We start from the raw sequence: 23,284 nt of genomic DNA on the forward strand, positions 1-23,284 counted from the left end.
CCGAAATGCCGGGCATCGGATTTCCGCCCATCGTATTGATGGCAATCAGCGACTCGCTCAGAATAAATCAAATTGGTATCTTATTGATGTGGCCACTTAACGTCACGAAGCCCGCAAAAAGTCCCACCTCGCAGCCCAGCTTCAAGCAACCGACGGAAGCTGCCCATCCGCCAATGGACTCAACAAATCCACACCGGAAAATTTCTCAAGCAAGGCAGGGACTTCTTCCGGTACCAGCGGCATGCTATAAAAATACCCCTGCGCAATTTCGCAAGAAAGCGCCTTCAACATATCGCGCTGAGCGCTGGTTTCGACGCCCTCCGCGACAACCTGCAAATTAAAGCTTTTCGCCAAAGAGATCACAGTGCGAATGATTTCAATCGAACTACTCTTGATAAAGGCCCGATCGATTTTCAGGCAATCTACCGAAAAGTTCATCAACGACGCCAGCGATGAATGGCCAGCACCAAAGTCATCAATCGAAATCTTGATGCCAATCGCCCGCAATTGAAGCAGAATTGCCTCCGCTGCCACCGGGTCATCCATGACCAGGCTCTCGGTCAGCTCAACTTCCAGCATAGACGGAGGCACGCCAAAATTATCTACCGCAGCCACAATTTCTTCCAGCAGACTATCGCTATTAAACTGACGCGCTGAAACGTTGACCGCGACCGGTATCCAGCCCAGGCCAGCCTGATGCCAAAGCTGCATTTGCGCACAAGCCATCTCCAATGCGCGCCGCCCTAATTGCAAAATGAGACCGGTTGCTTCTGCCACAGGAATAAACTCGCCAGGTAATACGATACCTTTGGATGGATGCCGCCAGCGCATCAGCGCCTCGAATCCAACTATGCGTTCGGATTGCAGGTCTATTTTGGGTTGATAAGTTAAAAAGAATTCATGGCCGGAAATTCCCTCCCGTATGGATTGTTCCAGCGTCAATCGATCAGCCATTTCATTACCTAGCCGGGCCGAAAAGAAACGATAAGCGCCTTTTTGTTCGGTTTTTGCCTGATACATTGCGATATCGGCGCGCTGCAGCAATTCGGATGTGGTGTTGCCGTCTAGCGGATAGCGGCTGATGCCGACGCTGGCACCGATTGAGAGGAGTCGGTCATTGATGGGAAATGGTTGTTCCAGTGCCGAAAGAATGCGGTTGCTAGCTAATACTGCGAGTCGGTCGTCGGTGAAGTTATTTAATATCACCGTAAATTCGTCGCCCCCTAATCGGAAGACGCTGTCGGAACTACGTACGGAAGATTGTAGGCGTTCGGCCACGGCACACAGCAACTGGTCACCGGTTTCGTGGCCAAGGCTATCGTTAATGTTTTTAAAGTTATCGAGGTCGATAAACAACACCGCAGTACCGCCGCTAGTTTCCTGAAAATTGCTAATCGCATTTTGGAGATTGCGAAGAAATAACAGGCGATTGGGCAACTGTGTGAGCGTGTCATGACCCGCCAGGTGTTCCATTTGTAGCTGGTGTTTTTTGAGCCTGAAGGCTAATAAACTCGTGAGTAGTAAAAAGCCCACGATCAGGCATGAGGCAGCAGCGGCCCATCGATAATGCGTTACCGCAGCAAGATTGACGTCGCGCAGTACGTCGTCCATGGAAATCCCCACGCTGACAATAAAGGGATATTCTTCAAGTTGTCTAAAGGCTGAAATGCGGGGCGTGTTATCAATCGCATTGATGACTACCGGGCCCTCCGATTTGTGGGCTGCGTTGTATAGCGCGAGCGTGTTCGGAAAGTTGACCGTAATGTTTCTTTTGGCGGTGTCGCCAACGCGGACGGCGCGATAATAACCGTCGGTTCCTAGCAAGCTGATCAGGCCATGCGTTCCGAAATCTGCCTTGTTATAAAAATCGGTGAAGGTGGATGGTTCAGCTGATAGGACAACGACGCCGGCAAATGTTCCGTCCGCATGATTTAGGCGGCGAGACATTTGCAAAGTTTCGGTTGCTGAGACGCGGCCCACGACCGGCTTGCTGATGAACAGTTGTTGGGAGTCGACCAGGACGTGCGTGTTGAAGTGCTCGCGGTCGCGTAAATTGACTCTTTCGAACGGTTCTGGACGGGTGGTGGCGATCAGATCCCCATTTTCATTAATGATGGACGCCAGGACGAGCACATCGGACGAGAGCAGGCCTCGTTGAACAAAATCTGGAAGATCGATTGCGCCGTTTCTGCTTTCATATTGATATTTCAAAAACTTGACCATTTCATCATCGTGATGGAGGGTCCTTAAAATATATTGTTCATAGCCACGAACGAGGTTTTCCATGTCACTGTTAGCACCACGGATAGCGGCGGCGCTTTCATTTTTTGTGTATATGTTTATTCCTACCCACAATCCAATCAGGAGTAACAAATTGAATGCGACAAGCAGGATCAGCAGCGACTCATGACCCGTGCGAAAAATAACAGCTTTAATTGGCATGTGAGGCACCACGTTAAAGCGAAAGCATAGCGAGGCGACTAAAAAAACCAGCGCAGGTTGTGCAGGGTTTTTTTAGACCTACATTGATATTTTTGCACCCGGTTTGAGGAGGGTGGATGGGGAGAACACGTAATGATGAAGTGCGATTTTTCATGAGTAAGGTACAAAATTTGTCTAGAGGTAAGGCTTATCGTTTTGATTCCTGGGGGCCTGATAATATCGGCTCCCTTTATGCCCTGATTTTTATCCTGCTTTGTGCTCTGCTTGTTCCGTTGCTTGTTCCGCTGTATGTTCTGCTTTGTACCTTTAATCCTTTTTTTCCACACTTCATATAGCCGCATTGTTATTTTGTTCCCACCGGCTTCATGCATCAAAATGTTTGATCGCATTCTTTTGGGATGCCGATCAGAGCAGCGAAGCCAGCCTGGTGACATTCAGCCCTGCCATATCCTGATCCGTTTTCCCAACAAAGGCCGCCCGGCTTGGTGCGATATCAAGCAACCATTTTTTCGCTGCAGCTTGTATGGCTGTCGCGGTACAGCCAAGCACATTTTGGCGGTATTGCAACCGCATGGCTTCGGTGACGCCGACCTGTTGGCGCGACCAGCTATTGTGCGCTTCGGCGTAAGGAGAGCGCGGCTGATCCATCGACTGGACGACGCTAATGATCGCTTCCTCGATGCTTTCTTCAGCCAATTCCGATGACAATACCCATGCAATGGCCTGCTCAAAATCGGCATACGTGGCGGATAGTCGCGGATCACGGAAAGAGGTCATTCTAAACAGCCCCGTTCCTACCGCATGCGATGCTTGCGCCCCGTATGCTCCGCCTTCTTCACGGATTGATCTATGCAAGACCTCATTGGTCATCAGCTCAGCCAGTACTGAAACGGCCGCAGCATCCGGTTCAGCGATGGTCGGGCCGGCCCATACTGCGAAACAATGATTGACCTGTGCGGAGGCATGCAAGGCCGCATTGGCAAGCGGGACGGTTACAGGTCGGGCCGTGCTTTCTATTGTCCTCGGTTGCGCGGTAAATGGGGCCGCCAACGACTTACCAAACAGGGCGATACCGGCTGGCTCCGCCGCTGCTAATACCGTGACCTGACTGCTGATGACTTTTTGATGCAGCGTTTTGAGTTTTTTAGCTATCGCCTGAACGCCCTTTTGATCGGCAATCCGGTCCTGCAGAAAACGATAGAACGGTAATCCTGGAGCGCCAAACACGGCTTCTTCGAACTGGCTCGAACGGGACAGCGGCGCGGATGCGGCAAGCGCAGCGTAGCGGCTGCCATCTTCTGCCAGATCGCTTTGCACGTCGCGCACCATGCTATCAATCAAAAACGCGAGCCGGTCAAGCTCATCAAAACGTACGTCTGCGATTGTTTCCCGCAATGCCTGGCGGAGTTGGTCCTGTTCTTCTTGCAAGCCTTTGGCGGAGAACTCGACGGAAATGCGTAATGCGGCGTCGACTGCCAGCGGTTGTTGCACATCCAGATTGACCTCGAAGTCAGGGACTAAGTCCTGACGCCATGCGCTCGCAGTTTCGTAATTCTTGTTGCCGACGCCAACGTCCGGAATTAATCCGGCATAGAGATTCAGCCAGCACCATTCATCCGCAGCAAAATCGGAGACGTTAAATAGAATCGAGGCGTAACTCACACCGTTGGAGGCGATGGGTAAGACGATCGCGCCATGTTCCGGGGCGGCGATGGGAAAACTCGGTTTTGGGACCGGTGAAACGTCGGAGGGGCGGATGCGCGGCAGCACATCTTTGTTGACCGCCTGACGTTGACGATGAAGCAGTTCCGCTGATTCACTGATTATCCGGGCACGATCTTCCGCATTCAGACCGGTGTCGATTTGCCCCAGGCGCGCGGTCTCTTTTTCGATGCGGTCGGTGCCGTAACTGGCTTCCGCTAATATGCTGGATTCGAGCCGCGTCGGGGAATCAAGCAGGTCCCGGATCATTTTCTTGAAGAAGGCGGGATCTTTAATTTCTTCGTCAAATTGTTGAAGAACAGGTTCGGCGTCGAACGCCTGAATGATGTCGCCACCATTCATTTCAAAGGGTAGCGCGTTGAGTAACAGATGCAGGCCATACGGTAGCCCACCGCCCTTAATTTCACGCTGATGAAAACGGAGGTCGCGCAAACTGGCCTGCAGCGTGGATGTTGGAACACCGTCAACCGCAGTTTTTTCCAAAGCGTCCCAGATGCGGGTTCTGGCCTTGTTAACTTCGGATTTTTTCAATCCTTCCATGCCTGTGTGAAAAGTGATCTGGCGCGAACTGGTTTCTGCATGGTTGAGAGCAGACGGACGGCCGAATCCGGCGGATTCCATGGCCCGTGACAACGGCGCAGAGGCATCACCCAACAGTCCGGCTTCGAGCAATTTGGCGCGTATGTTGCCCACAGGATCGGACGATTCACCGAGCAGCCAGCTCATCTGAAATCCGTATTTATTATCGTTACCTTCTTGCGCGGGGATGACTATGGTCGTTTGTTTTGGCGCGTCCCATGCAGCGGCAAGTTGCGGCAGCATACGTTCTGAACGGGCAGGGAGCTTGGTCAGCACACGTTCGGCGATGATCGCTTGCACCGCTGCAATGTCAACGTTTCCTGCGGTCATGAATACCGCTTGAGAAGGGTGGTAATGTTTTGCGTGAAATGCTTTTAAGGCGGCATGCGAGAGCGATGGTATTTCCAGCGGATCGCCGCCGGATTCCATCATGTAGGTGGTGTTCTGAAATAAATGCTGATTGATACCTTGATCGAGCGCGCGGATAGGGTCCGAAAATGCACCTTTCATTTCATTTAATACCACGCCTTGCACCACCAGTTTGCCGTCTTCAAAAGCGTAGCGCCAGCCTTCCTGCAGAAAATCGTAGTAATCCAGCGTCGGGAAAAATGCTGCATCAAGATAGACGTCGAGCAAATTAAAGAAATCGGTGCGATCGGTCGTGGCAAACGGATAGACGGTTTTCTCTGGATAGGTGAGGGCGTTCATCCAACCTAACGAGCGGCGCGTCATCGAGAAAAACGGGTCGCGGACCGGGAAACGCGCCGATCCACATAATGATAAATGCTCCAGAATATGCGCCCGGCCATCGCTGGTCTCTGGAATAGTAGGAAAAGCGACCAGAAATACCATTTCCTGATCGTCGGTACGGAGGTGAATATGACGCGCGCCAAAGGAAGAATCTTCGTATTCTTCGACCACGGCGCGGAGTGCAGGAACGGGATGAAGTCGGGTTTGTTTAAAAGCCATGTATTGAATTATTAAGTAGTTTGGTTACCAAAATTCAATAGTGCCTTAAAAACCCCTTTAACGGTTTCCAAAAGCACATTCCAGCGCCATTTTCCCTATTGAAATCAGTAAAAGCACAACATTTCCCGCTTGTTAGCGCGGAGCAATATTGCGCTTTAAATACTGAGCGTCCAGGCCACCAATAGCGTGCATTCAATAAGTTGCATTAATATGGTGCATTAATACGGCGACTTTTACATTTCGCCACCAAATCAGTATGCTGGCAATCATTATTGCGGAGAGCGCATTTGATAAAAACAAAATTGTAGCGGCGATATATTTGCAGTCGCTAACTTGGAAATAACGGAGATAAAAACGCCAGTCTGCAACGCCCGACGACGCTAAAATAACTGCTTTATCTGAGCGCATGACGAGGGTGCTGTTGATTTCGCCCTGTTAAAGGTTTGACAATGTTAAAATTACAACCGCTGTCCCTGTGCTATCCCTGCGCTGTTCCTATTTTCTTACGGGAAAACCATTTAGCGATATAGGATGCCTTTTCAAAAATATGACTTCGTGTCCTTCCCGTCTTCGCGCACATTGAAGTAATATTGTGAAGCGGAAAACTCACAAAATACCCCGCGGACTTATCACCAAAGGCGCATCGTTGCGCGCGCCCCAAACGTCATTCCGTGATGTCTATTATTCGGGTATGAATCGTGCTTAAAGAGAAATGGCTCTTTTAGCGATGTTTTAGGCCGTAACCGCGTCGCTTCCCCACCCATTTCGCGTCAACTTTCATCGAAAGGCACCACCCAATGGCCATCCGTGTCGCGCTGCATCACAAAACCAGCTACCACTATGATCGCCTGGTCACTTTGTCACCGCATGAAGTCCGTTTGCGTCCCGCTCCCCACGCGCGGACCCCGATCTTGTCATATTCGTTGACGGTTACACCTGAAGACCATTTCATTAATTGGCAGCAAGATCCTTACGGCAATTACATTGGCCGCTTTGTGTTTCAGGAAAAATCGGATGTATTGGAATTTACGGTCGATCTGATCGCCGATATGACGGTGATTAACCCGTTCGATTTTTTTGTCGAGAAATATGCCGAATTTTTCCCGTTCAGTTACCCGGAACAACAGAAGTCTGAGCTGAGCGCCTATCTGGCGGTTGAAGAGCCGGGCCCGTTGTTGGTCGAATGGGTTGCTGCAGCACGCCGCGATATCCTCAAGAAACCGCTCGCGACGAACGATTTTCTGGTCGCCATTAACCAGCGCTTGCAGGGCGATATTGCTTACCTTCTACGGATGGAGCCGGGCGTGCAGACGCCGGAAGATACTTTATTAAAGCGCTCTGGATCTTGCCGTGACAGTGGCTGGCTATTGGTGCAGATTATGCGTCAGCTCGGCCTGGCGGCGCGCTTTGTGTCCGGTTATTTGATTCAGTTGCGCCCCGACCAGGAATCGCTCGACGGTCCTAGCGGCACGGAAGTTGATTTTACGGATTTGCATGCATGGACCGAGGTGTATATCCCCGGCGCGGGCTGGATTGGACTCGATCCGACATCAGGCATGTTGGCGAGTGAAGGCCACATTCCGCTGGCCTGTACCGCAATGCCGTCATCGGCAGCGCCTGTGAGTGGCTTCACTGACAAGGCTGAGGTTACTTTCTTCCATGAAATGACGGTGACGCGGATTCATGAAGACCCACGTGTTACCAAGCCTTATTCCGAAGCTGACTGGCTAAAGATTGATAAGATTGGGCATCAGGTTGACGCTGATCTGAAGCGGCAAGATGTGCGTCTGACTCAGGGTGGTGAGCCGACCTTTGTTTCGGTCGACGATATGGATGGCGCGCAGTGGAATACGTTGGCGCATGGCGACGAGAAGCGCGAATTGGCGGGGCAATTGATGCACCGCCTGAAGAACCATTTTGCGCCGGGTGGAATGTTGCATTATGGGCAGGGTAAATGGTATCCGGGAGAACCGCTGCCGCGCTGGGCATTGAATATTTTTTGGCGTGTTGACGGCCAGCCAATGTGGCTGGATGCGACTTTGTTTTCGGATGAAAACAAGCCTGACGGTTACGTCGGTGACGAAGCAGCACGCTTCACGGGCGAGCTGGTCAAGGCGCTTGGGCTTCCTGCCAATAGTGCGATTGCAGCCTATGAAGATGTCATGCTTCAGGTGCATCGTGAGCAGGGAATGCCGGTTAACGTTGATCCGCTGAAGGCGAATTTAAAGGCTTCTGAAGAGCGCCGTCGCTTAGCGCGCCTGCTGGAAAGCGGTCTGGGCGCGGTTGTCGGTTATGTCTTGCCGTTGAAGCCAAAAGACTTTGATGTGGCTACGTCATTAGGCACTGTCTGGCGTACCTCGGCATGGCCGCTTAAACGTGAACATCTGTACCTCACCGAAGGCGATTCGCCGATGGGACTGCGGTTGCCGTTGAACGCTCTGCCGTGGGTGTTGCCGGAAGATGTGCCGCCTGAATTTGATGTTGATCCGTTCGCTCCTCGCGGCGCGCTGGCAGTCGCTAAAAATGGTAAACGTCCGACACTTAGCCTGGATCCGGAGAAGACGACCAAACCGGCCGCAATTCCCGGCGTTGATCCTAAACCCGCACCGCGTGAAGTGATTCATACTGGCTTGTGCGTCCAGGTGCGGGCCGGACGTCTGCATATTTTCATGCCGCCGCTCAAGCGCGTTGAGGATTATCTGGCGCTGGTGACGGCGGTCGAAAATACCGCTGCGAAGCTGAAACTGAAATTGTGGATCGAAGGTTATCCGCCACCGCGCGACCCGCGTGTCAAATTGTTGAGCGTGACACCGGACCCAGGCGTGATTGAAGTGAACATCCATCCTGCCGCAAGCTGGAAGGAACTGGTTTACAACATGACCACGCTGTACGAAGAGGCGCGCCTGACACGTCTCGGTACGGAAAAATTCATGGTCGATGGCCGTCATACCGGCACTGGCGGTGGTAACCATGCAACCTTAGGTGGTGCTACGGCTGAAGATAGCCCAATGCTGCGCCGTCCGGATCTGCTGAAAAGTTTGATCACCTACTGGCAAAATCATCCGGCGTTGTCGTATCTGTTCTCGGGCACGTTTATCGGACCGACCAGTCAGGCGCCACGGGTGGATGAAGCGCGTGACGATAACTTGTATGAATTGGCGATTGCATTCCAGCAGATGGATAAGGTGCTGCCGACCTTGCATCCGGGCGATAAGCCATGGATGGTTGATCGTTTGCTGCGTAACCATCTGGTCGACTTAACGGGAAATACGCATCGCTCGGAATTTTCGATCGACAAACTCTATTCGCCCGATGGTCCGACCGGTCGTTTGGGCCTCGTCGAGTTCCGCGCATTCGAAATGCCGCCGCATGAGCGTATGAGCTTGCTGCAAATGCTGTTGCTGCGTGCGCTGGTAGCGCGTTTCTGGCGCGAGCCTTATCAGGCTAAACTGGTGAATTGGGGCACGGCATTGCATGATCGCTGGATGTTGCCGCATTTTGTGGCGCAAGATATTCGCGATGTTGCCAAAGATTTGCGAGCGGCTGGTTATGCGTTCGAAGAAAGTTGGTTTGATCCGTTTATTGAATTCCGTTTCCCGCGTTTTGGTACCGTGGTGTACGAAGGCGTGGAGATGGAGTTGCGTCAGGCAATCGAACCGTGGAACGTGCTGGGTGAAGAAATGGCCGCCGGGGGCACTGCGCGGTATGTGGATTCTTCGGTTGAACGCATGCAATTGCTGGTGCGCGGATTAACGGACGGACGCCATGTGATCGCTTGTAATGGCCGCATGTTGCCGCTGCACCCGACCGGCATTCCGGGCGAATACGTTGCAGGTGTACGATTCCGCGCCTGGAGCCCATGGTCAGCGTTGCATCCAACGGTCAAGATCCACGCACCGCTGACGTTTGATCTGGTCGACACCTGGAGTGGTCGCGCCATTGGCGGCTGTACCTATCATGTCGTGCATCCGGGTGGCCGCAGCGAAGCCACTGCGCCGGTCAATGCCAATGCTGCGGAAGCACGCCGCTTTGCACGGTTCTGGGCACATGGTCATACGCCGGGACCGATGACTGTGTACAAAGAAGAAACTAATCCGAGCTTCCCGATGACGCTCGATTTACGTTGGCATGACTAATAGTTTTTTGTCCTGTCTGGATCAGGCGCTGTGAACGCTGTGGGCGCTGAGCAACCGGCGTTCAAACACAGTTCAAACAGGGCCTGCACCGGAAGCGCATGGAACTTGACACTTTGAGAATAACAATCCTCATGTAAAGCTACATGGGGATTGTCTCTATTGTGCAACGCTCGTTCCCATCGCGCGGGAGTTTACTAAAAAAATCAATTGGTCGTATCCTTAGGATTCGGGTGTCTTGGCGCGCATAGTGTTATTGTGCGAACCCGCACACCGAGAGTGTGCGTTCGAAGAGGAAAAAGCGACAAATGTTAACTCAAATACTCGCCAGCTATCGCGCTGCGCCAGACGGTTTCGACGAAATGCTGGACGCGTCGCATCAACCGCGTCCACATTGGCGCACATTGCTGGATGGTTTGGGTGCTGAAGCACCTTACATGATGCGCGAACGCATCGAAACGGTGCAAGAACAAGTGCGGGAAAATGGCGTTACTTACAACGTTTACACCGACGCCAAGGGTATACAACGGCCCTGGGATCTGAATGTTCTGCCTTTAATTCTGCCGCAGGATGAGTGGAGCGGCATCGAGGCAGCGGTGATTCAGCGTGCAACCCTTATGAATCAGCTGCTGGGCGATGTGTATGGCGACCAGAAAATGCTGGAAGAGGGACTATTACCGCCAGAATTAATCCACGGTCATGCCGGTTTCTCACGCCCCTGTCATGGGATGCAACATCCTGACGGGGTAGCTTTGCACTTTTATGCGGTCGATCTTGCCCGTGCACCCAGCGGTAAATGGTGGGTCGTGGCTGATCGCACCCAGGCACCGTCCGGTGCCGGTTATGCACTGGAAAATCGCGCCATCATCGCGCGGACGTTTCCAGACCTGCTGCGTGACCTGAAGGTCCAGCATCTGACTGAATTCTTTAATACCATGCGCGACAGTCTCGCGCATTGGGGACGGTTGTGTGCCGCAAACGGGAACGGCGGAAAAAATGGCACGGGGCTGCGCAGCACCGAAGCGCCGCTGATCGTTCTGCTAACGCCGGGCCCGTATAACGAAACCTATTACGAGCAAGCCTATCTGGCGCGTTATTTAGGTTTGCCATTGGTCGAGGGCGGCGATCTCACGGTCCGTAACGGCATCGTTTGGCTGAAAACTTTGTCTGGCATGCAACGCGTGCATGTGATCATGCGTCGGGTGGATGACGATTTTTGCGATCCACTCGAACTGCGGCCTGATTCAGGTTTGGGCGTCGCGGGATTGACTGAGGCCGCTCGGCGCGGCAATGTGTTGATCGCCAATAGCCTGGGGTCAAGTTTGCTGGAGTCCGGTGCGTTGCTCGGATTTCTGCCGGGCTTATGCGAGCGCCTGCTCGGTGAGCCGTTAAAAATGCCGTCGGTGGCGACCTGGTGGTGCGGTGAGCCGGCAGCACTTGAGGAGGCCATCGAAAAGCTGGACGAACTGATTATCAAGCCAAGCTTTCCGCAATCGCGTCAACATCCGGTGTTCGGCAAAGACCTTGAAGGCGAGGAACGGGCGGATTTTATTGCGAAAATGCGCGCCAAACCACATGATTATGTGGCGCAGGAAATGGTGCGCTTATCCCAGGGGCCGGTATGGAAGGCGGACGGTTTAAGCGCCTGTGCCATTGGCCTGCGCGTGTATGCTTGCGCGACGCCGCAGGGATATGTCGTCATGCCGGGCGGCCTGACGCGCGCCGCGACCGGAACGGATGCGCGCATTATTACCATGCAACGCGGTGGCGGCAGCAAAGACACCTGGGTGCAGGGCAACGAGCAGGTGGCTTTACAAAGTATCTCAAGACGCACCACCACCGTCGATGATCTGGTGCGGGACGACACGCATCTGTCGAGCCGAATGGCTGAGAACTTGTTCTGGTTTGGTCGTAACGCCGATCGCTGCGACAATATTACGCGCCTGCTGCGTGTCACGCTGAACCTGTTATTTAACGTTCGCCCCTCTTATCGCGGCGCCGAATGGCCAACCGTGGAATCGTTGTGTATCTACTTTCATCTGATTCCGATGAAAGAGTCAGAATCAGATCTGGCGGCGGCAGCGCTGCAAGCGGCAAGCGACCTTCTGGCGCTAACCAACAGTCAAACCCTCACTCAGGTTCAAATCTCGACGCAGAGACAAAGCCAAAGCCAGGGGCAGCGCCAGAGCCAGCTTCGGAGTGCAGTCAATGTGCCGGCAGCGATTTATAGTGATGCTCAAATCGAGTCGACGTTATTACGTGCAGTGATCTCGCCCGACGTTCCCGGACTTGCTCGTCAGCAGCGACAGCTATATGGGATTGCCAGCCAATTGCGCGAGCGCTTGTCGGTTGATAACTGGCGCGCCCTCAACCGCATGGTGCCGCGTGAGACCAGCGATGATCATTGGCTGTCGCAGGCCGAAGCAATGACGATTCTGGACGATGCGACCGCCTCTCTGATGACGATGGCCGGGTTTGCGCTGGATGGTATGACGCGCGATCTGGGATGGCGTTTTCTGTCCTTGGGACGACGTCTGGAACGCTTGCAGTTTCAAAGTGTGATTTTGCAGCGTGCGCTTGAGATGGATGCAAACGGTAGCCTGGATTGGTTGCTGGAATTATCGGATAGTATCGTCACCTACCGCTCCCGCTATCGCGCTCAGCCAGAGTGGTTGCCGGTGCTGGACCTGTTGTTGCTGGACGAGTCAAATCCGCGCTCGATTTTGTTTCAGCTTGAGGGCATTTTAAAAAGCCTGAGAAAAATTGCTGTCACCTATGGCGCTTGCGGTGCAGAACGACTGATCCCGCTGCGGGATGAATTATTGGCACTGGCGCCAGAAACAGATCTTTATTGCGGTAATGCACATTTGATTGACCTGCTGCACCGGATGCAGATCGCCAGTGAAGCGATGTCGGAACAGATCAGCGTTCAATTTTTCAGCTATACCGATAGTTACAAAGACAGGACGAAGAAAGAATGAGCGATTTACCAGCGATCGTCGGCCCCGGCGCACGTTTTCGCGTCGTGCATGAGACGCGCTATACCTATCAAAGTTTGGTTACGCTCTCGCAACAATACCTGCATTTAACGCCAAGAACATTTCGTTATCAGCAGATTGAGTCTCATCGAATCGGGATTGAGCCGAGGGAAGAGGACGGATCCGAGGGGCGTGATTATTTCGGGAATATAACTCGCCAGATCGCCATCACCGCCCCGCATAAGGTTTTGTCGGTACATGCCGAGTCGATTGTTGTCCTGAAGCCGCGCTATACGCTCGCACAGATTCAGGGAACGCTTGCATGGGAAAATTTGCGTGATAGCGTTCGACATGATAAATCGGACGCCGCACTGGACGCCTGCCGCTATCTGTTCTCGTCTCCGCACGTCCAGTTCAGTCCTGAGCTGGAACAGTATGCGCGCTTGAGTTACACGGTGGGCAGACCATTGATTGACGCCGCACTAAGTCTGACTCAGCGCATTTTCGATGACTTCGAATTCGATGATAAAGCGACTGAAATTTCCACTCCGTTGGATGAAGTATTAAAAGGGCGGCGCGGCGTTTGTCAGGACTTCGCCCAGTTAATGATAGGGTGTCTGAGGAGCCTGGGCCTTCCCGCACGCTATGTCAGCGGCTATATATTGACCCACCCGCCTGCCGGACAGCCACGTATGATCGGTGCGGATGCTTCGCATGCGTGGGTTTCGGTGTTCTGCCCGGAACTCGGCTGGATTGATTTCGATCCGACTAATCGCTGCCTCGTACAGTCAGAGCATATAACCCTCGGTTGGGGCCGCGATTTTAGTGATGTCACGCCGATGCGCGGTATTGTGCTCGGTGGCGGCGAACAAACGCTGGATGTTGAGGTGACCGTCACGCCGCTATCCTGGATTTGATGCGCGCGCGCTGCGACAGCGGATTTTGAGGGGAAATTACCGAGAACACGTCTTTTCGGCATAATAGAGGACGCGTGGCCGATTTAATTGCCTGATTGGAACGCACGCGATTTTCCGCCCCCTCAGAACAGGATATAAGATGATGCAATATCGACGCCTCGGCAACAGCAACCTGAAGGTCTCCGCGCTGTGTTTAGGAACCATGATGTTTGGCGATCAAACCGAGATCGGTGAGGCAGAGCGTATCGTCGCCTCCGCCCGCGATCACGGTGTCAATTTCATTGACACCGCAGATGTCTACACCATAGGTGCTTCAGAAGAAATGGTCGGCAAGGTGTTAGCTGCCGACCGGCCTAACTGGGTGCTTGCCACCAAGCTCGGCAACCCAATGAGCAGCAAGCCTAATCAATCACATTATTCGCGGCACTGGATAATCAGCGAAGTGGAAAACAGCCTGAAACGCCTGTCTACCGACTATCTTGATATCCTGTACATGCACCGGGATTATCACGAAGAAAATCTGGAAGAAGCGGTTCGCACACTTGGCGATTTGATCACCCAGGGAAAAATTCGCGGATTCGGTTTATCGAACTTTCGCGGATGGCGTATCGCCGAAGTAGTGCGCTTGTGCGAAAAGCTCGGCGTGCCCGGCCCGGTGGTTTGCCAGCCTTATTACAACTTGCTCAATCGAATGCCTGAAGTGGAGATATTGCCCGCTTGTGCGCATTACGGTTTAGGTGTTGTGCCTTACAGTCCAATTGCCCGTGGCGTGCTGACTGGTAAATACCTTCCCGGCCAGACACCACCTGAGAACACGCGTGCCAGCCGCGGCGACAAGCGCATTATGGAAACCGAATTCAGGGAAGAATCGCTTCTCATCGCCCAGCGTCTCAAGCAGCACAGTGAAGAGCGGGGCGTTAAGTTGGGGCAGTTCGCTACCGCCTGGGTATTGGCAAATCGGCATATCAGTTCAGTGATTGCCGGTCCGCGCACCTTGGAACAAATGGACGATTATTACGCAGCGGTAGACGTGAAGATCAGTTTAGAAGACGAGGCGCTGGTGGACACTCTGGTACCTCCCGGCCACGCGTCGACGCCGGGGTATACCGATCCTGGCTATCCATTTTTTGGCCGATCGGTCGCTGCGTAAACCAGCGGCTTTTGGTGAGAAAAAAAGAGATTGCAATCGCACTCAGGAAGAGTTCAGGCACGCGCATCGGTCGTTGATGTCTGCCGGTATTCTTCCTATAAATTCCTTTCCATCATTTGATTGTCATTGAATGATAGGGGAGGATTTTTTTATTCTTTACACGAAGAGTTGAAAAAGATATGCAGAGATATTGCGGCATTTTCGGCCAATATTGATCCGATTTTTGTTTAACTCGCTGTTCACGCTCGTGCGCTAAAACAGAATACACTTATTGATTATTGAGGAGCACCCTGATGAAAACGAAAGCCGCAGTTGCATGGAAAGCCGGAGCGCCGCTCACGATTGAAGAAGTTGATCTGGCGGGGCCGCGAGAAGGCGAAGTGCTGGTCGAAATCAAAGCCACCGGCATTTGCCATACCGACTATTACACCCTTTCTGGCGCAGATCCAGAAGGTATTTTCCCTTCTATTTTAGGACACGAAGGCGCAGGTATTGTGGTCGATGTCGGGCCTGGCGTGACCTCGGTAAAGAAGGACGATCATGTTATTCCGCTTTACACCCCGGAGTGCCGGCAATGTAAGTTTTGTTTGTCGCGCAAGACGAATTTATGCCAGGCAATCCGCTCGACGCAGGGCCGTGGCCTGATGCCAGACGCCACCTCGCGGTTTTCGCTGGATGGCAAACCACTTTTCCATTACATGGGAACTTCGACTTTTTCCAACTACATCGTGGTGCCGGAAATCGCCTTGGCAAAAATTCGCGAAGATGCTCCTTTTGATAAAGCCTGTTACATCGGTTGCGGTGTCACAACCGGTGTGGGGGCTGTGGTTTTTTCTGCGAAAGTGGAGGCGGGCGCAAACGTGGTCGTGTTTGGTCTCGGCGGTATTGGCCTGAACGTCATTCAGGGTGCCAAGATGGTTGGTGCTGACAAAATTATCGGTGTCGATATCAATCCTGGTCGAATCGAAATGGCGCGCAAATTTGGTATGACACATTTTGTGAATCCGAAAGAAGTGGCGAACGTGGTCGATCATATTGTGCAATTGACCGACGGTGGTGCTGATTACTCTTTCGAATGCATCGGTAACACCACCACGATGCGTCAGGCGCTGGAATGCACGCATAAAGGTTGGGGCCAGTCTTACATCATCGGTGTCGCTGCTGCCGGTGAAGAAATCAGCACGCGACCGTTTCAGTTGGTCACCGGACGTGAGTGGAAGGGTTCTGCTTTTGGCGGTGCACGTGGGCGCACCGATGTCCCAAAAATTGTCGACTGGTACATGGAAGGCAAATTGAACATCGATGATCTGATCACGCATACTTTGCCGCTGGAACGTATTAACGAAGGCTTTGATCTGATGAAAAGTGGCGAATCGATTCGATCCGTTGTCCTGTATTGATCATGAATAAGGAGACCCGGATGTCCGCTTCGACACTCGAGATCATCAGTGAGCACGCCTGCTTCGGCGGTGTGCAGCGTTTCTATCGCCATCACTCCAGGGAAATCGGATTGCCGATGCGGTTTTCAGTGTTCCTACCGCCGCAGGCGCGTGACGGCAGGGTTCCCGCCTTGATGTATCTGGCGGGTTTAACCTGTACCGAGGAAACCTTCATGACTAAGGGCGGTGCGCAGCGCCTGGCGGCAGAGAAGGGTTTGATGCTGATCGCGCCGGACACCAGTCCGCGTGGCTGCAATTTCCCAGGAGACTCGGAAAGCTGGGATTTTGGTCTCGGTGCCGGGTTTTATGTGGACGCGACTGAAGCGCCATGGAACCAGCATTATCGGATGTACAGTTACGTGCTGGAACTGCTTGCGTTGATTAAGGAAAACTTGCCGGTTGTGTCCTCCGGTATCGGTATCACTGGGCACTCGATGGGTGGTCACGGTGCGCTGGTGCTGGCACTGCGCAATCCTGCATTGTTTAAATCGGTGTCAGCGTTTGCCCCGATTTGTGCACCGACCCAGTGTCCTTGGGGCGTGAAGGCATTCTCCGGATATCTCGGTAGCGACCAAAGTCACTGGCAGCAATACGACGCCAGTGCATTGATGGCGCAGCAGACCGCGCCGTTTCCGGCCGGCATTCTGATCGATCAGGGATCAGGCGATAAATTTCTACCGGATCAGTTGTTTCCGGAAGCATTTGAGGCGGCTTGCGAAAACGCGCGTCAACCTTTGGAATGTCGCAGGCACGCTGACTACGACCACGGGTATTACTTTATTTCGACTTTTATTGAAGATCATCTGCGATTTCACCACAGACAATTAAATGGTGCCCCCCGATAATGCCAGAACATGATGTCTTGGTCATTCTGGAAAAGGTATGTGAGCAAAAGTGATACAGTCGTTTCACAAAGTGTTCAATATCGGATCAGGGTTATGCATCCGATTCGTTCACTGATGATTCGACCGTGATCTTTCGCTGCTGGAGGATAATTTGAATTTTGCAGAGTCGGTTAGCCACTTAACTTGCTGCTATTCAGCTGCCATCGAACCTAATTGATGTTAGCGATATACTGCGACAAATTAATGATGTCCTCATCGCTTAAGTTCTTACTTACCGCGGTCATGTTGCCTGCATCATTGGTGCGATTGCGGGCCCGGAAATCGGTCAATTGCTTTGCGATGTAGTCGTAGTGTTGGCCTGACAGCTTGGGAATTTCATTTTGTCCCTTCATGCCGCCCAGATGGCACATCGAGCACAACACTTGTTCGGCCTTGGCAAATCCCAGTTTTACGCGCGCCGGGTCTGCGGTGAATTTGATCGCTGTTGGTGTTTGTGCCGCAAAATAGGCGGCCAGGTCCTGCATGTCTTCCTTCGACAGATTTGCCGCCATGGGGCTCATCATCGGATTAACGCGCGCACCTTCTTTAAAGTCTCTTAACTCCAGATAAAGATAGCGGGCATTTTGTCCTGCCAGGACTGGAATCAGAGGCATTGTTGAGTTCCCGCCGACGCCATGGCAGGCCATACAGGCTTCTGCTTTTTTCTTACCTGCTTCGATATCAACAGCGTGACTTTGAAAGGACAGGGTGGTTAATACCGCAAAAATTATGTGAGCAGCTTTCATTTGTTTCGTATCCAATGGTTTGTAGAAGAAAAAAAGGCCGCGCCCACGCGGATGCGGCCCCATTTCCGTTATCTAGCAGCAATTTACATGCCAAAAACTAAACGACTTGCGGGTTGCTGTTTATTTCTTGTTGCTTACAGCCCAAACACAAAAATGCTGTTGCCGCGTTTGAAGTCCATCTGTGAGTTACCACCGGCAGCGACAGCAATATATTGCTTGCCATTAACCGAGTACGACACTGGAGGTGCATTTACGCCCGCGCCGCATTGGAATTTCCAGAGGAGTTTTCCGGTTTTTGCGTCATAGGCCTTGAACCAGCCATTGCCTTCACCAGCAAAGACCAGATTACCAGCAGTTGCCAGCGCGCCACCGATCATAGGCTGGTCAGTTTTTGCTTGCCATGCGATCTTGCCAGTGTCGATATTGACGGCGGTTACGTTACCCGATTGCTCTTCACCGGCGGCATTTTTAAACGCGCCGCCGAGCCAGAGTTTCCCGTTTGGATAGTTTGATCCGTCAACTTGATAGGTCATCGGTTGATTCAGATTCAAAGCGTAGGTCAGACGTGCTCCGGCGTTATAGGCCATTGGTGACCATTCCACGCCGCCGTTTGCACCTGGCAACATACGGGCGCCGGTTGCTGTTGGCAAAGACCACATGTTTTCTTGCGGAACCATCGCTTCAGAGAACCGAATCAAACTACCATCACGGCGATCATGAACATAGACATGCCCGGTTTTGCCGGCATGGACGATCGCAGGAATCATCTTGCCAGTCTTGTCTTTAACATCTACCAGAATCGGTGGGCTCACAGCATCCAGATCCCACACGTCGTGCGCGATGTACTGGAAGTGCCATTTGTAGGCACCGGTATCAAGGTCAATAGCGACCAGTGAGTCAGTGTACAAATTGTCGCCAGGACGCTCTGCACCGTAGAGATCGGGCGATGGATTGCCGACTACAAAGTACACGGTTTTAGTGGCGCGATCGATTGCCGGTGTAGTCCAGACGCCACCACCCAAGGTTTCGTGGAAATTGGATTTCTTGGCGAAAGCAACTTTTTCAGCAGCGATGTCGCGATGCATATCCCGGCCGGTCGCATCGGTTTTTGCCCAAACGCCTTCATGACCTTTTTCTGGGATGGTGTAGAACGTCCACACCAGCTTGCCGGTATTGGTATCGAATGCCTTGACGAAGCCGCGGATACCGTATTCGCCGCCGTTGGTGCCGATCAGTACTTTACCGTCAATAACAGTTGGCGCCATTGTTTCGCTGTAACCTTTTTCCGGATCAGCGATTTCAGTTTCCCATAACAATTTGCCGGTCTTGGTATCTAGTGCAATTAGCTTGGAGTCGAGGGTGCCCATGTAGAGCTTGCCGTCGGAGACAGCAACGCCACGATTGTTCGGACCACAGCAGAAGGTGGTTACCGGTCCCATTTTGTGTTTGAAGTGCCAAAATTCTTGTCCGGTGACCGCATCCACCGCGTACACATGGTTATAAGCCGTGGTTAGGAACATGACACCATTAACGACGATTGGCGCGGTTTCCATCGATTCGACAACGGCAGTCTGGAAGATGAATTTCGGCTTGAGGGTAGCGACGTTTTTGGCGTTAATTTGTGCTGCAGGGTAAAAACGGGTCTGTGCGTAGTCGCCGTTCGAATGCAACCAGTTCTTGCCGTCCTTAGACGCGCCGTCCAACATAGACTGACTGACCGGATTCAAGGCTTGGGACATAGGAGGGATTTTGATGCCTGCCCCGCCCTCGGTTTCCTGCGCGCTGGATAATCCTGCCGCAACCATCAGGCTTGCGGCCAGGGCTAAGTGCCCTATCGTTTTGTAGCTTGCAATACTCATAACAATCCCCTTGGTAAAGTTGCCTTATGCAACAAAATTCATATTGTTTTAATGTTACTTACCTGTAAAGCGTGATCGAACTTAAAGACTAATAAGGTTATTTGGCTAGTTCATAATTCTAATTTCGCATAATATCTCTAAATCATATTGCAATGTATTAAAAATAGGATGCGGGGCTGTCAAAGCCACATTCAAAGCATAGGCAAAATAACAGGTACAAAACATGAAATTAGTTGGCTCGATTCGCCTTTTAAAAAGCACCTCAAAAGTCTCGCTTGTAATTTTTACGTTGGTCGTTTCCATGGTCGCGGGTGGGTACTCGAACCAGGTCCATGCGAACGATGAGCAAGTGGACCTGAACCGACAAGCCCTGGCCGCCGCGCGTAGCGGAAATGCCAAGACCTTCAAATCCTTTATCGAACTGGGCGCATCGCCAAACACACGCAATAGGGTGGGCGACTCGCTGTTAATGACGTCGATTAAAAGCGGCCAGATGGAGATCATGCTTTTACTGTTAGAGCGCGGTGCTGACGTCAATCTTGCCAATGTGGCGCAAGTAACCCCATTGATGACTGCTGCCTTCTATGGTCGTCCAGCGATGGCGCGGATTTTGATAGACAAAAAAGCTAACGTGAATGCGGTCGATCAAATGCAAAAAAGCGCGATCGTATACGCTGCGGGCACAGGTCAGACTGAGATCGTGAACATGCTGTTGAAGACGGGTCCTGCTAGCGGGATTACGCCGAATACCCGTTATCCCAATGGGCTGACAGCTCTCATGTGGGCGGGCGCCTCCGGTCACCTCCCGACAGTGCAGGCGCTGCTGGATCAGGGTGCCGACGCAAGCCTGGTCGACAACCGGGGTAAGACTGTGCTGCAAATGGCCGATGAGAACGGTCAACTTGAGGTCGTCAAATTCCTAAGGTCACGCTGACCAATCGTATTCGTGCGTCAGTCTGCTCAGTCACCTGGCCACGCTCTGACCCTCTCGCGGTTAAAAAAGTGAATAAAAAAGACGTGAAGCGTGGAGAAGTCCACCAATAATGGCGTTGCAATTACATGTTTTTTAAAGCGGCATGAATATTGCTCATAAAAATAATCGACCATCGTTTCCCAAACGAGTTGAAGTCGAAAAAACGCATAAAAAAAAATTATAAATAGGAGATCAAAAGATGGCATATTGGAAATCTTTGCCTTACGCCAGCGAATTTGCGTTAGGCAGTGTTCTGTTCATGTTGCAGGTCCACGTGTCTGCTGCAGACGGACCCGCGACTCCTGATACAAAATTGTCAGAGATTGTTGTCAATGGCACGACGCCGCTTCCTGGCCTAGGTTTGCCACTGCGCGATATTGCTGCAAACATTCAATCAGTCGCGGGAAAAGAGATTGCACGCCAACACGCGGGGAATATCACCGAATTTCTGGAGCAAAACCTGAACAGCGTGACGATCAATTCAGCACAGGGAAATCCGTATCAGCCTGACGTGAATTATCGTGGCTTTACGGCTTCACCGTTATTAGGTACGCCGCAAGGTCTTTCCGTATTTCAGGACGGTGTGCGGATTAATGAGCCGTTTGGCGATGTCGTCAATTGGGACTTGTTGCCGCAATCGGCAATTGCAAACTTGCAAATAATGCCGGGTTCGAATCCCGTGTTTGGATTGAACACGCTGGGCGGCGCACTCGCGATCACGACCAAAGACGGCCGCAATAACCCGGGTGGCCAGGCAGAAGTATCCGCTGGATCGTTCGGGCGCAAGACAGTTGAACTGGAGCAAGGGGGCACAGTCGGTAACATCGACTATTTTTTAACCGCTAACGATTCTAAAGACAAAGGTTGGGGTGATCATAATCCCAGCAATGTTAAGCAATTTTTCGGCAAGGTTGGTTATCAGGATGCTGATACCAGAGTAGCGCTCAGTTTGACAGCGGCCGATAACGGTCTGCAGGGCTCGCAAACTATTCCGCGTACATTTTTGGATAACCGCCGTCAGGCCTATACCTTCCCGGATGAAAATATCAATCGCGCGCAGCTATGGAGTCTGTCTGCGAGTCACTTCTTTAATGACAAACTGCAGCTGTCAACAAATGCGTATTATCGAAATTATAATAACGACAATATCAGCAGCAATGTCAATGGAAACTACGATGCTACCAATAACCCTATACCCGCTAACAATACCCGTTCGCTCATAGACCAGGGGAGCTATGGCTTCGGTGCGCAGCTGAGTTACCTTGGAAAGCTGGGCCCGATGAAAAATCAGGTGGTGGTGGGCGTTTCCGGTGATTTTGCTAATTCGCGTTTCAAGCAATTGAGTCAGCATGCCGACTTCACTGTCGCCCGCGACACGATTGGTTTGGATAATTTTTCGCTGAATACCGATGCTAAAACCCACAACAGCAATCTGTCTCTGTTTATTTCCGATACGTTAGCGCTTAACGATCAATGGTCGATGACAGGTTCTGGTCGATATAATTACGCGCAGGTCAACATTAGTGACCAGTCCGGTAATCAGCCATTATTGAATGGTAAAAATACTTTTACACGTTTTAATCCCGCTGTCGGCCTCACCTACAATCCGAACCCGGCGGTCACCGCCTACGCTACCTATAACGAAGGCATGCGTACACCAACAGCGATTGAACTGGCTTGCGCTGATCCGACGGCACCCTGTTCATTGCCGAACGACTTTATTGCCGATCCTGCCTTAAAGCCGGTAATCGCACGCACAGGAGAGTTTGGCTTACGCGGAAAACTTGGTTCGGTCTCCAGCTGGAGAGCATCTATCTTCAGAACCGCGCTCGATAATGACATCCAATTTATCAGTAGCAGCGGCGCAACCGCCAGTACCGGATACTTCCAAAATGTGGGGAAAACCCGTCGGCAAGGGATGGAATTTGCTGCCCATACCGTCGTTGGACAAGTCGGCGTGACAGCCAGCTATAGCTATATTGATGCAACCTATCAGACCGCCTTCGATGAGCAAAGCGCCAGCAATTCAAGTGCCAACGCAGCGGGTGTCATCACCGTTAATCGCGGCAACAAGATTCCGGGAATCCCTGAAAATACGTTCAAGCTACGCTTTGACTATGCGCCGACGTCAAGCTGGAACATCGGAACTAATGTGGTCTATCGCAGCAACATCTATGCACGTGGTGATGAAAACAATCAGGACAGCAACGGCAAAATTCCGGGCTACACGATGGTCAATCTCGACACCACATATGCCATAACGAAGCAGTTACAAGTGTTCGCCAGGATCGATAATTTATTCAATCGCCAATATGCAAACTTTGCTGTTCTTGGCCAAAATTTTTTCAACGGACTGGGACATTCGTTTGATGGTGGCAACATCTCCAACGAGCAATTCATTGGTCCCGGCGCACCGCGCGGTGGCTGGATCGGTTTGCGATATTCATGGAGTTAATAGCTGTTTGGTGCCAGCCGAGAGGCTTTTGGCTATTG

13 protein-coding genes are annotated in these 23,284 nt (G+C 52.1%); 8 read left to right on the forward strand and 5 right to left on the reverse strand.

Going from position 1 to position 23,284, the window contains the following annotated elements:
• Positions 1–141: 141 nt before the first annotated feature.
• The 3 genes from JQN73_RS10390 to JQN73_RS10400 all read right to left on the reverse strand — a co-directional run bounded on the left by JQN73_RS10390 (position 142) and on the right by JQN73_RS10400 (position 6,120).
• Positions 142–2,442, reverse strand: a complete 2,301-nt coding sequence (locus JQN73_RS10390; RefSeq protein WP_205322944.1) for an EAL domain-containing protein — start codon at positions 2,440–2,442, stop codon at positions 142–144.
• Positions 2,443–2,847: 405 nt separating this feature from the next.
• A complete protein-coding gene (locus tag JQN73_RS10395; protein ID WP_205322945.1) occupies positions 2,848–5,712 on the reverse strand; it encodes an insulinase family protein in 2,865 nt (954 codons plus the stop codon).
• A 192-nt stretch (positions 5,713–5,904) separates the two neighbouring features.
• A complete protein-coding gene (locus tag JQN73_RS10400) occupies positions 5,905–6,120 on the reverse strand; it encodes a hypothetical protein (protein ID WP_205322946.1) in 216 nt (71 codons plus the stop codon).
• A 389-nt stretch (positions 6,121–6,509) separates the two neighbouring features.
• Here JQN73_RS10400 and JQN73_RS10405 point away from each other — a divergent pair, with 389 nt between their 5' ends.
• The 6 genes from JQN73_RS10405 (at position 6,510) to fghA (ending at position 17,174) form a co-directional block, all read left to right on the forward strand.
• Positions 6,510–9,848: a DUF2126 domain-containing protein gene (locus JQN73_RS10405; RefSeq protein ID WP_205322947.1), complete on the forward strand. Its 3,339-nt coding sequence runs from the start codon at positions 6,510–6,512 to the stop codon at positions 9,846–9,848.
• A gap of 305 nt (positions 9,849–10,153) precedes the next feature.
• On the forward strand, positions 10,154–12,826 hold the full coding sequence (locus JQN73_RS10410) for a circularly permuted type 2 ATP-grasp protein (RefSeq protein WP_205322948.1): 2,673 nt from the start codon (positions 10,154–10,156) through the stop codon (positions 12,824–12,826).
• Positions 12,823–13,740 (forward strand): transglutaminase family protein, encoded by a 918-nt coding sequence (locus tag JQN73_RS10415; protein WP_205322949.1) that lies wholly within the window; start codon positions 12,823–12,825, stop codon positions 13,738–13,740. Before JQN73_RS10410 ends, JQN73_RS10415 begins: the two co-directional genes overlap by 4 nt.
• Positions 13,741–13,882: 142 nt before the next feature.
• The gene (locus tag JQN73_RS10420) at positions 13,883–14,890 is read left to right on the forward strand and encodes an aldo/keto reductase (RefSeq protein ID WP_205323306.1); all 1,008 of its coding nucleotides are present in this window, start codon (positions 13,883–13,885) and stop codon (positions 14,888–14,890) included.
• Positions 14,891–15,183: 293 nt separating this feature from the next.
• Positions 15,184–16,290: an S-(hydroxymethyl)glutathione dehydrogenase/class III alcohol dehydrogenase gene (locus JQN73_RS10425; RefSeq protein WP_205322950.1), complete on the forward strand. Its 1,107-nt coding sequence runs from the start codon at positions 15,184–15,186 to the stop codon at positions 16,288–16,290.
• Between the two features lie 20 nt (positions 16,291–16,310).
• Complete coding sequence (gene fghA / locus JQN73_RS10430) at positions 16,311–17,174, forward strand: S-formylglutathione hydrolase (RefSeq protein WP_205322951.1); 864 nt, start codon at positions 16,311–16,313, stop codon at positions 17,172–17,174.
• 209 nt (positions 17,175–17,383) lie between these two features.
• Here the strand turns inward: fghA and JQN73_RS10435 are convergent, their stop codons facing one another.
• Positions 17,384–17,959, reverse strand: coding sequence for a cytochrome c (locus JQN73_RS10435; RefSeq protein WP_205322952.1), 576 nt, complete (start codon positions 17,957–17,959; stop codon positions 17,384–17,386).
• Positions 17,960–18,093: 134 nt separating this feature from the next.
• Positions 18,094–19,818 (reverse strand): PQQ-binding-like beta-propeller repeat protein, encoded by a 1,725-nt coding sequence (locus JQN73_RS10440; protein ID WP_205322953.1) that lies wholly within the window; start codon positions 19,816–19,818, stop codon positions 18,094–18,096.
• 223 nt (positions 19,819–20,041) lie between these two features.
• Here JQN73_RS10440 and JQN73_RS10445 point away from each other — a divergent pair, with 223 nt between their 5' ends.
• Positions 20,042–20,752 (forward strand): ankyrin repeat domain-containing protein, encoded by a 711-nt coding sequence (locus JQN73_RS10445; protein ID WP_205322954.1) that lies wholly within the window; start codon positions 20,042–20,044, stop codon positions 20,750–20,752.
• A 238-nt stretch (positions 20,753–20,990) separates the two neighbouring features.
• A complete protein-coding gene (locus JQN73_RS10450; RefSeq protein ID WP_205322955.1) occupies positions 20,991–23,246 on the forward strand; it encodes a TonB-dependent receptor in 2,256 nt (751 codons plus the stop codon).
• Positions 23,247–23,284 lie beyond the last annotated feature (38 nt).

The sequence above is a fragment of the Glaciimonas sp. PAMC28666 genome (assembly GCF_016917355.1).
In the GTDB taxonomy this organism is placed as follows: Bacteria; Pseudomonadota; Gammaproteobacteria; order Burkholderiales; family Burkholderiaceae_D; genus Glaciimonas.

Excerpts from the sequence above, each read along its gene's own strand:
- JQN73_RS10390 (WP_205322944.1), bottom strand. The coding sequence starts at position 2,442 with ATGCCAATTAAAGCTGTTATTTTTCGCACGGGTCATGAGTCGCTGCTG.
- JQN73_RS10395 (WP_205322945.1), bottom strand. The coding sequence starts at position 5,712 with ATGGCTTTTAAACAAACCCGACTTCATCCCGTTCCTGCACTCCGCGCC.
- JQN73_RS10400 (WP_205322946.1), bottom strand. The coding sequence starts at position 6,120 with ATGCGCTCAGATAAAGCAGTTATTTTAGCGTCGTCGGGCGTTGCAGAC.
- JQN73_RS10405 (WP_205322947.1), top strand. The coding sequence starts at position 6,510 with ATGGCCATCCGTGTCGCGCTGCATCACAAAACCAGCTACCACTATGAT.
- JQN73_RS10410 (WP_205322948.1), top strand. The coding sequence starts at position 10,154 with ATGTTAACTCAAATACTCGCCAGCTATCGCGCTGCGCCAGACGGTTTC.
- JQN73_RS10415 (WP_205322949.1), top strand. The coding sequence starts at position 12,823 with ATGAGCGATTTACCAGCGATCGTCGGCCCCGGCGCACGTTTTCGCGTC.
- JQN73_RS10420 (WP_205323306.1), top strand. The coding sequence starts at position 13,883 with ATGCAATATCGACGCCTCGGCAACAGCAACCTGAAGGTCTCCGCGCTG.
- JQN73_RS10425 (WP_205322950.1), top strand. The coding sequence starts at position 15,184 with ATGAAAACGAAAGCCGCAGTTGCATGGAAAGCCGGAGCGCCGCTCACG.
- fghA (WP_205322951.1), top strand. The coding sequence starts at position 16,311 with ATGTCCGCTTCGACACTCGAGATCATCAGTGAGCACGCCTGCTTCGGC.
- JQN73_RS10435 (WP_205322952.1), bottom strand. The coding sequence starts at position 17,959 with ATGAAAGCTGCTCACATAATTTTTGCGGTATTAACCACCCTGTCCTTT.
- JQN73_RS10440 (WP_205322953.1), bottom strand. The coding sequence starts at position 19,818 with ATGAGTATTGCAAGCTACAAAACGATAGGGCACTTAGCCCTGGCCGCA.
- JQN73_RS10445 (WP_205322954.1), top strand. The coding sequence starts at position 20,042 with ATGAAATTAGTTGGCTCGATTCGCCTTTTAAAAAGCACCTCAAAAGTC.
- JQN73_RS10450 (WP_205322955.1), top strand. The coding sequence starts at position 20,991 with ATGGCATATTGGAAATCTTTGCCTTACGCCAGCGAATTTGCGTTAGGC.